Origin of the sequence: Streptomyces sp. NPDC020801 (genome assembly GCF_044334385.1) — a bacterium.
Classification (GTDB): domain Bacteria; phylum Actinomycetota; class Actinomycetes; order Streptomycetales; family Streptomycetaceae; genus Streptomyces.
Genome location: NZ_JBIRST010000006.1, coordinates 204,511 through 219,104, shown reverse-complemented (window position 1 = coordinate 219,104; position 14,594 = coordinate 204,511). Strand labels below are relative to the sequence as shown.

14 protein-coding genes are annotated in these 14,594 nt (G+C 68.7%); 9 read left to right on the top strand and 5 right to left on the bottom strand.

Going from position 1 to position 14,594, the window contains the following annotated elements:
- Nucleotides 1-333 precede the first annotated feature (333 nt).
- The 5 genes from ACH4UM_RS15110 to dnaA form a co-directional block, all read right to left on the bottom strand.
- Complete coding sequence (locus ACH4UM_RS15110; protein WP_398178176.1) at nucleotides 334-876, bottom strand: DUF721 domain-containing protein; 543 nt, start codon at nucleotides 874-876, stop codon at nucleotides 334-336.
- Nucleotides 873-1,994, bottom strand: a complete 1,122-nt coding sequence (recF, locus tag ACH4UM_RS15105) for a DNA replication/repair protein RecF (protein ID WP_398178173.1) — start codon at nucleotides 1,992-1,994, stop codon at nucleotides 873-875. The genes ACH4UM_RS15110 and recF overlap by 4 nt, the downstream gene beginning before the upstream one ends.
- A 52-nt stretch (nucleotides 1,995-2,046) precedes the next feature.
- The gene (gnd, locus tag ACH4UM_RS15100; protein WP_398178170.1) at nucleotides 2,047-2,922 is read right to left on the bottom strand and encodes a phosphogluconate dehydrogenase (NAD(+)-dependent, decarboxylating); all 876 of its coding nucleotides are present in this window, start codon (nucleotides 2,920-2,922) and stop codon (nucleotides 2,047-2,049) included.
- Between the two features lie 181 nt (nucleotides 2,923-3,103).
- Complete coding sequence (gene dnaN / locus ACH4UM_RS15095) at nucleotides 3,104-4,234, bottom strand: DNA polymerase III subunit beta (RefSeq protein WP_398178167.1); 1,131 nt, start codon at nucleotides 4,232-4,234, stop codon at nucleotides 3,104-3,106.
- An 838-nt stretch (nucleotides 4,235-5,072) separates the two neighbouring features.
- On the bottom strand, nucleotides 5,073-7,142 hold the full coding sequence (gene dnaA, locus ACH4UM_RS15090) for a chromosomal replication initiator protein DnaA (protein WP_398178164.1): 2,070 nt from the start codon (nucleotides 7,140-7,142) through the stop codon (nucleotides 5,073-5,075).
- Nucleotides 7,143-7,541: 399 nt separating this feature from the next.
- On the opposite strand from dnaA, the gene rpmH reads away from it, so the two are divergent.
- The 9 genes from rpmH (at nucleotide 7,542) to ACH4UM_RS15045 (ending at nucleotide 14,500) form a co-directional block, all read left to right on the top strand.
- The gene (gene rpmH, locus ACH4UM_RS15085; protein ID WP_003956500.1) at nucleotides 7,542-7,679 is read left to right on the top strand and encodes a 50S ribosomal protein L34; all 138 of its coding nucleotides are present in this window, start codon (nucleotides 7,542-7,544) and stop codon (nucleotides 7,677-7,679) included.
- A 21-nt stretch (nucleotides 7,680-7,700) separates the two neighbouring features.
- Nucleotides 7,701-8,072 carry a ribonuclease P protein component gene (rnpA, locus tag ACH4UM_RS15080; RefSeq protein ID WP_398178161.1) on the top strand — a complete coding sequence of 124 codons (372 nt, stop codon included), beginning with the start codon at nucleotides 7,701-7,703 and terminating at the stop codon, nucleotides 8,070-8,072.
- A complete protein-coding gene (gene yidD, locus ACH4UM_RS15075) occupies nucleotides 8,069-8,422 on the top strand; it encodes a membrane protein insertion efficiency factor YidD (RefSeq protein ID WP_398178159.1) in 354 nt (117 codons plus the stop codon). The genes rnpA and yidD overlap by 4 nt, the downstream gene beginning before the upstream one ends.
- 3 nt (nucleotides 8,423-8,425) lie before the next feature.
- A complete protein-coding gene (gene yidC, locus ACH4UM_RS15070) occupies nucleotides 8,426-9,718 on the top strand; it encodes a membrane protein insertase YidC (RefSeq protein ID WP_398178156.1) in 1,293 nt (430 codons plus the stop codon).
- A 15-nt stretch (nucleotides 9,719-9,733) separates the two neighbouring features.
- Nucleotides 9,734-10,246 carry a protein jag gene (locus ACH4UM_RS15065; protein WP_398178154.1) on the top strand — a complete coding sequence of 171 codons (513 nt, stop codon included), beginning with the start codon at nucleotides 9,734-9,736 and terminating at the stop codon, nucleotides 10,244-10,246.
- A 116-nt stretch (nucleotides 10,247-10,362) separates the two neighbouring features.
- Nucleotides 10,363-11,079 (top strand): 16S rRNA (guanine(527)-N(7))-methyltransferase RsmG, encoded by a 717-nt coding sequence (gene rsmG, locus ACH4UM_RS15060; RefSeq protein WP_398178151.1) that lies wholly within the window; start codon nucleotides 10,363-10,365, stop codon nucleotides 11,077-11,079.
- A gap of 302 nt (nucleotides 11,080-11,381) precedes the next feature.
- Nucleotides 11,382-12,455: a ParA family protein gene (locus ACH4UM_RS15055; RefSeq protein ID WP_398178657.1), complete on the top strand. Its 1,074-nt coding sequence runs from the start codon at nucleotides 11,382-11,384 to the stop codon at nucleotides 12,453-12,455.
- Nucleotides 12,452-13,555, top strand: a complete 1,104-nt coding sequence (locus ACH4UM_RS15050) for a ParB/RepB/Spo0J family partition protein (RefSeq protein WP_398178148.1) — start codon at nucleotides 12,452-12,454, stop codon at nucleotides 13,553-13,555. Before ACH4UM_RS15055 ends, ACH4UM_RS15050 begins: the two co-directional genes overlap by 4 nt.
- A gap of 327 nt (nucleotides 13,556-13,882) precedes the next feature.
- A complete protein-coding gene (locus ACH4UM_RS15045) occupies nucleotides 13,883-14,500 on the top strand; it encodes a GNAT family N-acetyltransferase (protein ID WP_398178145.1) in 618 nt (205 codons plus the stop codon).
- Nucleotides 14,501-14,594 lie beyond the last annotated feature (94 nt).

Here is a 14,594-nt window from a genome sequence, read left to right as displayed (position 1 = left end):
TCCCGGACGGTCCCCACGTTCGGGGCGGGATTGTCTTCCAGTCTACCGGTAGCGCCGACAGTGATGGGGGTTTGCGGGTACCTGAGTCCGCATGTGGCGCCCTGAACCGGTCTCCGCCGGGTCCCGATATACGGAAGGGGGCTACAAGAGGCTCACAGCGGCACTCAGCGCTTCCGGCTGTCAACCCTTCGCTACTCAAGGGTCAGGTCGGGATTCGCAAGAGCGTGCGGTTGCACGACGGGCGGTCACCACGCCCCCGCGCGGGCACGTCCGCGACCGCGTTGTGTGAGGTCTGTCACTCACAGAGGCGGCCGTGGGTCGCGCCCGCGGATGTCAGCCGTAGGTGTCGCCCGGTCCCGTGCTGCCGGGCGCGCGCAGCGGACCGTAACGGCGAGGGCCGCCGCCGGGGCCATGCACCTTGATCAGCCGGACCGCGCCATGCCCGAGATCCTCGTTGAGACGGGCGACGAGCGTCGGGGCGAGCAGACGCAGGTTCGTCGCCCACGCCGTGGAGTCGCAGCGCACGGTCAGCACCCGCTCGTCCTCGTCGTACTTCTCCGGCACGCAGTGCTTGGCCACGTCCGCGCCGACGATCTCAGGCCAGCGCCCCATCACCCCGCCCACCGCGGCCGGGGTCTCCCAGCCGCGCTCGGTGATCAGCCGGTTGATCGCCGCGCCGAGGGCCATCGGATCGCGGCCATCGGCGCGCGCGCCGGAGCGCAGACCACCGCGCCGCGCCTGCTTCCGCTGCTGCGCCGCGTCCCCCCGCGCGCGTGCCGCCTCCTTCGCCGCGCGCAGCGCCACGCGCGCCAGGTCGACACCGGACGGCTCGGGCGACTTCCCCGGCTGCCCGGATACGGGCTCGTCGGTGCTCATACGCGCTCCACCGTCCCGTCCGACACGACGAACCGCGACCCGGCCAGCACATGCGGTACGTCGTCGTCGACCGCGGCGGTCACCAGGACCTGCTCACCGGGCGCGACCAGCTCGGCCAGGCGTTCACGGCGACGGGCGTCCAGCTCGGCGAAGACGTCGTCGAGGATCAGCACCGGCTCATCGCCCTCCGCGCGCAGCAGGTCGTACGACGCCAGGCGCAGCGCCAGCGCATACGACCACGACTCGCCGTGGGAGGCGTACCCCTTGGCGGGCAACTGACCCAGTTTCAGCACCAGATCGTCCCGATGCGGCCCCACCAGGGTGACGCCCCGCTCGATCTCCTGCTTGCGGGCCTCGGCGAGCGCCGCCATCAGCTGCGCGAAGAGATCCTCGCGCGCGTGCGCCTCGCCGGGCGCGGACGGCCTGTACTCCAGTGCGACGGGACCGCCACCCGGGGCCAGTTGCTCGTACGCCTTGTCGGCCAGCGGCTGCAGCGCCGCGATCAGGTCGAGCCGACGGGCCAGCAGCTCGGCACCCGCGCGCGCCAGGTGCTGGTCCCACACGTCGAGGGTGGACAGGTCCATCGAGCGGCCGCCGTGCCGACGCGCCAGCGCGGCCGACTTCAGCAGTGTGTTGCGCTGCTTGAGCACCCGCTCGTAGTCGGAACGCACGCCCGCCATGCGCGGTGAGCGAGCCGTGACCAGCTCGTCGAGGAAACGGCGCCGCTCGCCGGGATCGCCCTTGACCAGGGCCAGATCCTCGGGCGCGAACAGCACCGTCCGTACGATACCCAGCACATCCCGGGGCCTGACCTGCGAGGACCGGTTGATGCGGGCCCTGTTGGCCCGGCCCGGGTTCAGCTCCAGCTCGACCAGCTGCTGCCGCTCACCCTGCCTGACCTGCGCACGGATCACGGCACGCTCGGCGCCCATGCGGACCAGCGGGGCGTCCGAGGCGACCCGGTGGCTGCCGAGGGTGGCGAGGTAGCCGATCGCCTCGACGAGGTTCGTCTTGCCCTGGCCGTTGGGACCGACGAACGCGGTGACACCCGGGTCGAGCGGGACCTCGGCCCGGGCGTACGAACGGAAGTCGGCCAGCGACAGATGCGTCACGTGCATGGTCGTTCGCCGACCTCCCCCGGCGTTGTGGACCGCCGAGCGGTCCTGTGGACTACTTCTTCGTCACCGCGTGGCCGCCGAACTGGTTGCGCAGCGCGGCGATCATCTTCATCTGCGGCGAGTCCTCCTGACGCGAGGAGAACCTCGCGAACAGCGAGGCCGTGATCGCGGGCAGCGGCACGGCGTTGTCGATGGCTGCCTCCACGGTCCACCGGCCCTCGCCGGAGTCCTGTGCATACCCCTTCAGCTGCTCCAGGTGCTCGTCCTCCTCGAGGGCGTTCACCGCGAGGTCGAGCAGCCAGGAGCGGATGACGGTGCCCTCCTGCCAGGAGCGGAAGACCTCACGGACGTCCGTGACCGAGTCGACCTTCTCGAGCAGCTCCCAGCCCTCGGCGTAGGCCTGCATCATCGCGTACTCGATGCCGTTGTGGACCATCTTCGCGAAGTGGCCCGCGCCGACCTTGCCGGCGTGCACCGAGCCGAAGTCGCCCTCCGGCTTGAGCGCGTCGAAGACCGGCTGCACCCTGGCGACGTGCTCCGCGTCGCCGCCGTACATGAGCGCATAGCCGTTCTTCAGGCCCCAGACGCCACCGGAGACGCCGCAGTCGACGAAGCCGATGCCCTTGGCCGCCAGCTCCTTCGCGTGCTTCTCGTCGTCCGTCCAGCGGGAGTTGCCGCCGTCCACGACCACGTCGCCGGGCTCGAGGAGCTCGGCGAGCTCGTCGATCGTGTTCTGGGTGGGCTCGCCGGCCGGGACCATCACCCAGACCACGCGCGGGCCCGGCAGCTTGCCCACAAGCTCTTGAAGGCTGTGGACATCCGCGAGGTCGGGGTTGCGGTCGTATCCGATGACGGTGTGGCCCGCGCGGCGTATCCGCTCGCGCATGTTGCCGCCCATCTTGCCGAGGCCGACGAGACCGAGCTCCATCAGTTGCGTTCCTTAGGTTGCACGACGTGGCGTTGCGGCACTTTCGTACCTGCGTCCGAGCCTAAACCCGGACGCTCGCGCACATCCGTGGGCATACGCGCTCATACGTACGCCTTGACCTGCGGCCATCGCCACCGATGGAGGGCGGCTCCACTCACAGCAGCCGGCTGCCCAGAGCCGCTCAGCCGCTCAGCCGCACCGGCATGATCAGGTACTTGTAGGCCACGTCGGCCTCGGCGTCCACCGCCGGCTTGCCGCTGAGCAGCGCGGGCTTGGTGGACGTCGTGAAGGACAGCTGGGCCACCGGCGAGTCGATGGCGCTGAGGCCGTCCAGCAGGAACGTCGGGTTGAAGGCGATGGAGATGTCGTCGCCCTCGAGCTGGGCGTCCACCCTTTCCACAGCCTGTGCGTCGTCGCTGGACCCGGCCTCCAGGATGAGCACACCCTGCTCGAAGCTGAGCCGCACCGGGGTGTTGCGCTCGGCGACCAGGGCCACGCGCTTGACGGCCTCCACGAAGGGGGCGGTCTCGATCACGGCGACCGAGTTGAACTCCGTCGGGAACAGCGTGCGGTACTTCGGGAGGTCGCCCTCCAGCAGACGCGTGGTCGTGCGCCGTCCGGCGCCCTCGAAACCGATCAGGCCCTCGCCGGCGCCCGAGCCCGACAGCGCCAGGATCACCTGGTCACCGCTGGTCAGCGCCTTGGCGGTGTCCAGCAGCGTCTTGGCGGGCACCAGGGCGACCGCGGAGGCGTCCGGGTTCTCCGGCTTCCACAGGAACTCGCGGACCGCGAAGCGGTAGCGGTCGGTGGAGGCCAGGGTCACCGTGTCGCCCTCGATCTCGATGCGGACACCGGTGAGGACGGGCAGCGTGTCGTCGCGGCCGGCGGCGATCGCGACCTGCTGCACGGCGGAGGCGAACACCTCGCCGGGGACCGTACCCGTCGCGTTGGGCATCTGCGGCAGGGCCGGGTACTCCTCCACAGGCAGTGTGTGAAGCGTGAAGCGGGAGGAGCCGCAGACCACCGTCGCCCGTACACCGTCCGTGGAGATCTCCACCGGGCGGTTGGGCAGGGCGCGGGAGATGTCGGCGAGCAGACGGCCGGAGACCAGGACCGTGCCGTCCTCCTCGACCTCGGCCTCCACCGACACGCGGGCGGAGACCTCGTAGTCGAAGCTGGACAGGCTCAGCTGCCCGTCCTCCGCCTTCAGCAGCAGGCCGGCGAGAACAGGCGCCGGCGGACGGGCCGGGAGGCTGCGTGCCGCCCAGGCCACTGCCTCCGCGAGTACGTCGCGTTCCACCCGGATCTTCACCGTAAGCCGCCTCCTGCTGTTGCTACTGAGTCCTCCGACTCGGTGTCACCGCCCACTGCGACGGGAAGGACACCGGGGACCAGTCTGACGCACGGCACTGACAGTAGGTGCCTGTCGGGGTCAAGTCGCTCCGAGGGGCGGTCGGGCTGGAGAGGGCGAGTTGTGCACAGGTCCCGCTTCGAAACGGATTCCGCTCTCTCTCTGGTTGGGAGTAGTAGTAGGGCCTGTGGATACCGTGGATAACCACGTTTGCCCAGCTCAGCACGGGAATTTTGTCCACTGGCCCTGTGGGTGGCGCCGGTGGACAACTCGGGGTCTCTGTGGAGAACAGGAAGTTCTGCACACCCCGCCCACAGCCAGAGGGCAGTTCTCCCCAGCTGCGTCCCCAGAATTACCCACGTTTCCCACAGCCCAATCCGGCACCTTCGTGTGACGGCTTTCACTCGACGCGGTGGCGGGGTGCGTCGCGTTGCCGAACAGTGGACAGGGATGTGGAGAAGCCGCCGATCACTGGGGACAACCGGCCCCAGGCTGTGGGTTGCCCGTGGACAACTTCGTGCACAGGCTGTGGATCTCCGCTTCGTCCACAGCCTGTGGAGGCCCGTCATCCACTGTTCCACAGCCCCTTGAGCTGCGCGGACGGGGTTCTGGTGGGGGCGCCTGTGGACACGATCTGGACAACTCGGCAGTCCCCAGGGTGTGGACGGCAGAAAGTCACTGAATCTGTGGAGAGAGGCCGTAACCCCGCGGGGATTCGAACAGCGGATGCGGCACGACGACGAAGGGCGCCCTCGGGATCTCCTCCCGGGGCGCCCTCGGCGGTGTGTCCGGCCGGCCGTCAGCCGTTCTTGATGCGGTTGGTCAGCTCGGTGACCTGGTTGTAGATGGAGCGCCGCTCGGCCATCAGCGCGCGGATCTTGCGGTCGGCGTGCATGACGGTCGTGTGGTCGCGGCCACCGAACTGGGCGCCGATCTTGGGCAGCGACAGGTCGGTCAGCTCGCGGCACAGGTACATGGCGATCTGCCGGGCCGTGACCAGGGCGCGGCCGCGCGAGGTGCCGCACAGGTCCTCGACCGTGAGGCCGAAGTAGTCGGCCGTGGCGGCCATGATGGCCGTGGCCGTGATCTCCGGGGCCGAGTCCTCGCCGCCGGGGATGAGGTCCTTGAGGACGATCTCCGTCAGGCCCAGGTCCACCGGCTGCCGGTTGAGCGAGGCGAACGCCGTCACCCGGATCAGCGCGCCCTCCAGTTCGCGGATGTTGCGCGAGATCCGGGAGGCGATGAACTCCAGTACCTCCGGCGGGGCGTTGAGCTGCTCCTGCACCGCCTTCTTGCGCAGGATCGCGATGCGCGTCTCCAGCTCCGGCGGCTGGACGTCGGTGATCAGGCCCCACTCGAAACGGTTCCGCAGCCGGTCCTCCAGTGTGACCAGTTGCTTGGGCGGCCGGTCGCTGGAGAGCACGATCTGCTTGTTGGCGTTGTGGAGCGTGTTGAAGGTGTGGAAGAACTCCTCCTGCGTCGACTCCTTGTCCGCCAGGAACTGGATGTCGTCCACGAGCAGGATGTCCATCTCGCGGTAGCGCTTGCGGAAGCTGTCGCCCTTGCCGTCGCGGATGGAGTTGATGAACTCGTTGGTGAACTCCTCGGAGCTCACGTACCGCACGCGCGTGCCGGGGTAGAGGCTGCGGGCATAGTGCCCGATCGCGTGCAGCAGGTGTGTCTTGCCGAGACCCGACTCCCCGTAGATGAACAGCGGGTTGTAGGCCTTGGCCGGTGCTTCGGCGACGGCGACGGCGGCGGCGTGCGCGAAGCGGTTGGACGCGCCGATGACGAATGTGTCGAAGAGGTACTTGGGGTTGAGCCGCGCGGTCGGTTCGCCCGGGCCGGACGCCGGGGCGGGCTGCGCGGCCAGGGGGCCGGGGGCGCCGGAGACGGGCAGGTGCGGCCCCACCGGACCGCCGCGGTGCACGTGGCCCGCGCCGGCCGGCGGTTCGGGCAGCTCCCGGCGTCCGGTGTCGCGCTGGTCGTCGTAGCGCTGGTCGTATTCGCGCTTTTCCTCATAGCGCTGTTCGTACTCGGCGCGTGACGTCTCGTAGTCGGAGCGGCCGTGGTGGTCGTACGGCGGGCGCTCCATCGGCTTTTGGCGGTAGTCCTGGGACGGGGGGTAGGAGTCCTTCGGGGGCGCGTACGAGTCCTGGGCCCCGTAGGGATCGTTCGCTCCGTACGGGGCCTGTGGGCCGTAGCCGTCCTGTGCGCCGTAGGAGTCCTGCGACGGGGACGCGTAGGGGTCCCGTTCCGGGAAGCCGAGCCGCTGCTGCTGCCAGGCGTAGTCGTCCTGCTTCGGACGCGGCCAGGCACCGGGCTCGGGGCGCTGGTAGTCCGCGTACTCCGCGGGGTAGGCGGGGCGGGCGGTCGGGAGCTGGTCGGCGCCGTCGGCGGGCTGTGGGCCCGTGCGCGGGGCCGGGAGCTGGTCGCCCGGTGCGCCGGGGAGCTGGTCGGCGCGGCCGGGGCGGTGGCCGTCTGCCCGGTGCCGGCCGTAGCCCTCGTAGCCGCTCTGGCCGGTGGGGAGCTCCTGCTCCTCGTAGCGCGGCGGGGTGGGTGGCGCGGGCGGCGTGGGGGCCGCGGGTTCGCCGACGGAGCTGTCGACGGTGATCGCGATGCGGATCGGGCGGCCGCACTCGCGGCTCAGCGTCTCGCTGACGGCGGGGGCCAGTCGCCCTTCGAGGACGCCCTTGGCGAACTCGTTCGGCACCGCGAGCAGGGCGGTGTCCGCGACCAGCGCGAGCGGCTGGCAGCGCCGGATCCAGTGTTCGTCCTTCGCCTCGACGCCCTGCCCGCGACCCTCCCCGAGAAGCTGCTCCAGTACTCGTGGCCACACTGCGGCAAGATCGGCAGGTACGTCAGCCACAGGGCACGCTCTCTCACAGGTCCCACGAACGTGTGATTCGGGGACGGGTCGGGATGTGAATCGGGTGGACGGTCGGGACCAAACCCGCCGGGGCGGGGGACAAGGGAACGAATCGGAGTCCAGTCACGGTAGTCAGCGCGGCGGGTGCGGTTCAAGTTGTTGTCCCCAGCCTGTGGACAGTGTCTCTCGGCGACCCCTGGTTTGACCGAATGGCGCAGCCGCGCGTACCGTAACCAGGTCGAGTTGTCGATGGCTGCTGCCGCCTGCCTCCGAAGGGCACAGATCGCGCAAGGTGATCGGTAAGCGGTGCAATCGGGCGTAACTGCGAGCTACTCGTGGGCGCACGGTGACAGCCAGGACGGCACCCCGCAACTACCGATTTCTTTCTGGAGCCCCCGAGTGAGCAAGCGCACCTTCCAGCCGAACAACCGTCGTCGCGCGAAGACCCACGGCTTCCGGCTGCGTATGCGCACCCGTGCCGGCCGCGCGATTCTCGCGTCCCGCCGTAGCAAGGGTCGCGCCCGTCTGTCCGCCTGATCCCGATCAGGTCATGACGTCGTGCTGCCCACCGAGAACCGGCTGAGGCGGCGCGAGGACTTCGCGACCGCGGTACGACGAGGGCGCCGGGCAGGCCGCCCACTCCTCGTCGTCCACCTTCGTAGCGGTGCCACGGACCCGCATGCGCCTGGGGAGAGCGCTCCCCCGACGCGTGCGGGTTTCGTCGTGAGCAAGGCAGTGGGTGGAGCGGTCGTGCGCAACCTGGTGAAGCGCAGACTTCGTCATCTGATGCGTGACCGGGTCGCCCTGCTGCCCCCCGGTAGCCTGGTAGTCGTACGAGCGCTGCCCGGAGCGGGCGACGCCGACCACGCACAGCTGGCCCGAGACCTGGATGCCGCCCTTCAACGACTGCTGGGAGGGGGCGCGCGATGAAGTACCCGCTGCTGGCTCTGATCAAGCTGTACCAGTGGACCATCAGTCCGTTGCTCGGGCCGGTGTGCAAGTACTACCCGTCGTGTTCCCACTACGGCTACACGGCCATCGACCGGCACGGTGCGGTCAAGGGAACGGCTCTGACCGCCTGGCGCATCCTGCGGTGCAATCCGTGGTCGCTCGGCGGTGTGGACCATGTCCCGCCGCGCAAGCGCCCGCGGTGGCACGAAATGCTGCGCAGCGCCTGGCGCGCACGCAAGGGCGGGCCCTCCGCCGCCGAAACGGCCACCGACGGGGAAATCCCTTCGAGCCCGGCCGCAGAGACCTCGTCCCATGCCCAAGGAGCATGATTAGTGGACACGATTGCCAGCCTCTTCAGCTTCATCACGACACCCGTCTCCTGGGTCATCGTCCAGTTCCACACGGTGTACGGCGCGATCTTCGGCCCTGACACCGGATGGGCCTGGGGCCTGTCCATTGTGTCTCTGGTGATCTTGATCCGCATCTGCCTGATCCCGCTCTTCGTGAAGCAGATCAAGGCGACCCGGGCCATGCAGACGCTGCAGCCCGAGATGAAGAAGATCCAGGAGCGCTACAAGAACGACAAGCAGCGTCAGTCCGAAGAGATGATGAAGCTGTACAAGGAGTCGGGCACCAACCCGCTCTCCTCGTGCCTTCCCATCCTGGCGCAGTCCCCGTTCTTCTTCGCCCTTTACCACGTGCTCAACGGCATCGCGACGGGCAAGACGATCGGCGTCATCGACGACCAGTTGCTCGCAAGTGCCCGTAAGGCCCACATCTTCGGTGCGCCGCTGGCCGCGAAGTTCACGGACAGTGCTGACAAGGTCGCCCAGCTCGGCGCCACGCTGACAGATGTGCGCGTCGTGACCGCGGTCATGATCGTCCTGATGTCGGCGTCGCAGTTCTACACGCAGCGCCAGCTGATGACGAAGAACGTCGACACGACGGTGAAGACGCCGTTCATGCAGCAGCAGAAGATGCTGATGTACGTCTTCCCGGTCATGTTCGCCGTCTTCGGCATCAACTTCCCGGTCGGTGTTCTCGTCTACTGGCTGACCACCAACGTGTGGACCATGGGCCAGCAGATGTACGTCATCCACAACAACCCGACCCCGGGTTCCAAGGCGCAGGCCGCGTACCTGGAGCGTCTGACCAAGCACGTCACGCACCACGGCAAGATCCGCAGGCGGAGCGAGAAGGCCATCGTCAAGGCGATCGTCTCCAAGGGCCGCGACCGCAACGAGTTCGAGCGCAAGTTCATCAACGGGCTGAGCAAGGCGGGCCTGGCGGCCCAGGCCGACGGCACCGTGGTGAAGGGCGAGGGTGCCGTGGTCGTGGCGACCGAGGACGGTACGACGACGACCGCGGCCGCCGCTGCCGCGCCCCGGCGTCAGCAGCCCAAGCGGCAGAGCAAGGCGCAGCGCCAGTCGGGCGGCACCAAGCCGGCCGGTGACGCCGAGCCGTCCACGCCGTCCACGTCGCTGAGCAAGTCCGACGAGCCGCAGGACGCCCCGCCGGCCGCTGCCGACAAGGCCGCCTCGAAGCCGGGCAACGGCACCCGTAGCAAGGCCCAGTCCGGCCAGCGCAAGGGTCCGCAGCGGCCCAAGTCCCCGTCCAAGAAGTAAGAAGGAGCCCATCCCGTGACGGAAGGCACCACCTCCGCTGCTGCCGAGGGTGCAGACGCCCTGACCCGCCTGGAGCAGGAGGGCGAGATCGCGGCGGATTACCTCGAGGGTCTGCTGGACATCGCCGACCTCGACGGTGACATCGACATGGACGTCGAGGCGGACCGCGCCTCTGTCTCGATCATCAGCGAAGCCGGCAGCCGGGACCTGCAGAAGCTGGTCGGGCGTGAGGGTGAGGTGCTGGAGGCACTGCAGGAGCTCACGCGCCTTGCCGTGCACCGGGAGACCGGCGATCGCAGCCGCCTGATGCTGGACATCGCGGGTTATCGCGCCAAGAAGCGGGCTGAGCTGTCCGAGCTGGGCGCGAAGGCCGCGGCCGAGGTCAAGAGCAGCGGTGAGCCCGTGAAGCTGAAGCCGATGACCCCGTTCGAGCGCAAAGTGGTGCACGACGCGGTCAAGTCCGCGGGCCTTCGCAGTGAGTCAGAGGGCGAGGAGCCGCAACGCTTCGTCGTCGTGCTGCCCGCTTGAGCGGTTTCACCATTCACCGGCCCCGTCTGTAGCGCAGGCGGGGCCGAACTTTGTCAGCCTGGTAGTTCTGGTGGTCGGCGCTGATCGCGCTGACGCGCTACGGAAGGACGGTCCCCGTGACGGAGGCAGCGGAGCTCCCCCCTGCGCCCGAGCAGGCACGTGACGTATTCGGTGATCGCTTCGCGGATGCGGTCCGGTACGCCGAGCTGCTCGCCGAGGCAGGCGTGCAGCGTGGGCTCATCGGTCCTCGTGAGGTACCCCGGCTGTGGGAGCGGCACCTGCTGAACTGCGCGGTGCTCTCCGAGGTCGTTCCCGAGGGGGTGACGGTGTGCGACGTCGGCTCCGGCGCCGGCCTTCCGGGCATTCCCCTGGCGCTCGTCCGGGAGGATCTGAAGATCACGCTGTTGGAGCCGCTGCTGCGGCGCACCAACTTTCTCACCGAAGTGGTCGAGCTGCTGGGCCTCGACCACGTCACGGTCGTCCGTGGCCGTGCCGAGGAGGTCATGGGGAAGCTGCCGCCGGTGCATGTGGTGACCGCCCGGGCGGTGGCCCCGCTGGACCGTCTGGCCGCGTGGGGCATTCCGCTGCTGCGCCCGTACGGCGAGATGCTCGCGCTCAAGGGCGACACGGCCGAGGAGGAGCTGAAGAGTGCGGCCACCGCCCTGAGCAAGCTCGGTGCGGTGGAGACCTCGATCCTGCATGTGGGTGAGGGAGTCGTGGATCCCCTGTCCACCGTGGTGCGGGTCGAGGTCGGGGAGAGTCCCGGTGGTGTGCGCTTCGCGGCCAAGCGTGCCAAGGCGGCCAGGACGGGGCGGACGCGTCGGCGCCGTTAGTTGTTGTTCCGGGGTGGACTTTGCGACGTCGGCAATCCGGCCCCTGACGGCGAGCCGTACTCCACACAAGCTGCCAAACCTACGCATCCCGGAGTGTCGCGACAGTTCGGCCACGGCCGCTGTGCATCGTGTTTCACGTGAAACGTCGCTCACTGCTGCACGGCATCATCAACCGTGGCCGCGCTGCGGCCCAACCGCGCGACCGTAAGCCTCTCGGTTCACTCGGAGAGGGAACGGAGTTGTCCACAGAGGTGGATTTCTCCACAGAAGGTCAGGCCTCACTGGTTCACCACCCCGAAGACATGGGAGGCTCTGTTCATTGCGAGCCTGAAGTCGAGGAGAGTGAATCCTTGCGGTCCGACGCCAACATCGCGGGACCGATGACCGATCCGGTCCCCGGTCCCCGTACCGAGTCAATGGGGGAGGATGTTTCACGTGAAACACCGCCCCCGATGGACGACACTCCCATCGGTCGTGCTGCCCAACTGGCGGTCGAAGCTCTGGGTCGCGCCGGCGAGGGTCTGCCACGGCCCGAACAGACCCGGGTCATGGTGGTCGCCAACCAGAAGGGTGGCGTCGGCAAGACGACGACGACCGTCAATCTTGCCGCGTCGCTGGCCCTGCACGGCGGCCGTGTCCTGGTGATCGACCTCGACCCGCAGGGCAACGCATCCACCGCGCTGGGAATCGACCACCACGCCGAAGTTCCCTCGATCTATGACGTGCTGGTGGAGAGCAAGCCTCTGGCCGAGGTCGTCCAGCCCGTCCCCGATGTCGAGGGTCTCTTCTGCGCCCCCGCCACGATCGATCTCGCCGGTGCGGAGATCGAGCTGGTGTCCCTGGTGGCACGGGAGAGCCGACTCCAGCGGGCGATCCAGGCCTACGAGCAGCCGCTGGATTACATCCTCATCGACTGTCCGCCCTCGCTCGGTCTGCTGACGGTCAACGCCCTGGTCGCCGGGCAGGAGGTCCTCATCCCGATCCAGTGCGAGTACTACGCGCTTGAGGGCCTGGGTCAGCTGCTGCGCAATGTCGACCTGGTCCGGGGGCACCTCAACCCCGAGCTTCATGTGTCGACCATCCTCCTCACCATGTACGACGGCCGGACACGTCTGGCGTCCCAGGTCGCGGAAGAGGTGCGCAACCACTTCGGTGACGAGGTGCTGCGGACGAGCATTCCCCGCTCGGTCCGTATCTCCGAGGCGCCGAGCTACGGGCAGACGGTACTGACCTACGATCCAGGATCGAGCGGTGCCCTCTCCTATCTTGAGGCGGCACGAGAAATCGCGTTGAAGGGCGTCGGTGTCAGTTACGACGGCACACACGCCCACATCGGCGCACAGAGCGACCCGAGCATGGTGGAGGGGATTCAGTGAGTGAGCGACGGAGGGTGGGACTGGGCCGTGGTCTCGGGGCGCTGATCCCCACTGCCCCAACGGAGAAGACACCGGTATCCGGTGGGGCGGGAGGCGCCGCTGCCGCGTCTCCGGCCGCTGTCCCGGTGCTGACGTCCGATCGTGGAGTGGCCGCGGCGAAGGTGGCCATGCTGCCCTCTGTTTCACGTGAAACGGAGGAGCTGTCGCCGGACGGGGCCGCGGAGACGCCCGCGCCTCCGGTGGGTGCGCACTTCGCCGAGATCCCCCTGGACACCATCTCGCCGAACCCGCGTCAGCCGCGCGAGGTCTTCGACGAGGACGCCCTGTCCGAACTCGTCACCTCCATCCAGGAGGTCGGGCTGCTCCAGCCCGTCGTCGTACGGCAGCTCGGCCCCGCGCGTTACGAGCTCATCATGGGCGAGCGACGCTGGCGGGCGTGCCGTGAGGCGGGGCTCGAGGCGATCCCGGCGATCGTGCGGGCCACGGACGACGAGAAGCTCCTTCTGGACGCCCTGCTGGAGAACCTGCACCGGGCCCAGCTGAACCCGCTGGAAGAGGCGGCGGCCTACGACCAGTTGCTGAAGGACTTCAACTGCACCCATGACCAGCTGGCGGACCGTATCGGCCGTTCCCGCCCGCAGGTGTCCAACACCCTGCGTCTGCTGAAGCTCTCGCCGGCCGTGCAGCGCCGTGTCGCCGCCGGAGTCCTCTCTGCCGGGCACGCCAGGGCGCTGCTCTCCGTGGACGACTCCGAGGAGCAGGATCGCCTCGCCCACCGGATCGTGGCCGAGGGACTCTCGGTGCGGGCCGTCGAGGAGATCGTGACGCTGATGGGGTCCCGCCCGCAGGCGGCACCGCGCTCCAAGGGCCCGCGTGCCGGGGGCCGGGTCTCGCCGGCCCTGTCCGATCTGGCGACCCGGCTGTCCGACCGTTTCGAAACACGGGTGAAGGTCGACCTGGGGCAGAAGAAGGGCAAGATCACCGTGGAGTTCGCCTCCATGGAGGATTTGGAGCGGATCCTCGGCACGCTGGCCCCGGGCGAGGGCCCGGTACTCCAGAAGAGCCTTCTGGACGGTGTGACTGAGGAGTCGGACGACTGAGTCGCCCGTGGAGGGGTTTCGGCTCGGCCGATCGGCAGAGGCGGGCCGTGTCCGGTGTGCACCGGAATACGGTCCGCTCTTTGCTTTCAGTCGGTATCGATGCAATCGCATCGTGGATACGATGCGTTCGGGTATGGCGCATCCACCTGGCAGGCGGCACCTCTAGTGGGAGGCGGGGGCCATGCGAACGGTGAGCCGCACCGGACTGGTGAGTGCTGGCCTGGGGCTGGGGGCGGTCGGCGGCTTCGTCGGCAGCCTGCTCCGGGAGCGCAGCGCTTTGACAGCCGCCCGTGACGCTGCGGGCGAAGGAAGCGAGGAACAGCCTCCATGGGCCGTAGGCTCGTACCGCTCACGCTGGACAACCTTCAGGACCTTCCCCAGCGCTGTCGTGCGTGTGTCTTCTGGGAGTTGGACCCAGTCAGCGGCGAAGCCGCGGTGAAGGCGGGCACACCCGCACTGGAGAAGGAAGCCTGGATCTCCGCCGTCCTGCTGGACTGGGGATCCTGCGGGCGGGTCGTATACGTGGACGACGTCCCCGTGGGTTTCGTGCTCTACGCTCCCCCCGCCTATGTTCCCCGCTCCACCGCGTTTCCCACGAGTCCTGTCTCCCCGGACGCGGTGCAGCTGATGACCGGCTTCATCATGCCGGGCTACCAGGGGCAGGGACTGGGCCGGGTGATGGTTCAGACGGTTGCCAAGGATCTGCTGCGGCGGGGCTTCAAGGCAGTCGAGGCGTTCGGCGACGCCCGCTGGAAGGAACCCGCCTGCATGTTGCCGGCCGACCATCTGCTGGCCGTGGGTTTCAAGACGGTCCGCCACCATCCCACACACCCGAGGCTGCGCCTGGAACTGCGGTCCACGCTCTCCTGGAAGGAGGACGTGGAGATGGCGCTCGACCGGCTGCTGGGGGCCGTACAGAAGGAGCCTGCGCTGCGGCCGCTGTGATCGAGCCGCCAGAACACGGATAGGCCAACCCACCTGGGTTGGCCCATCCGTGTTTCACGTGAAACACGCGCCGTCGGTTCAATAGCCTGGCGGG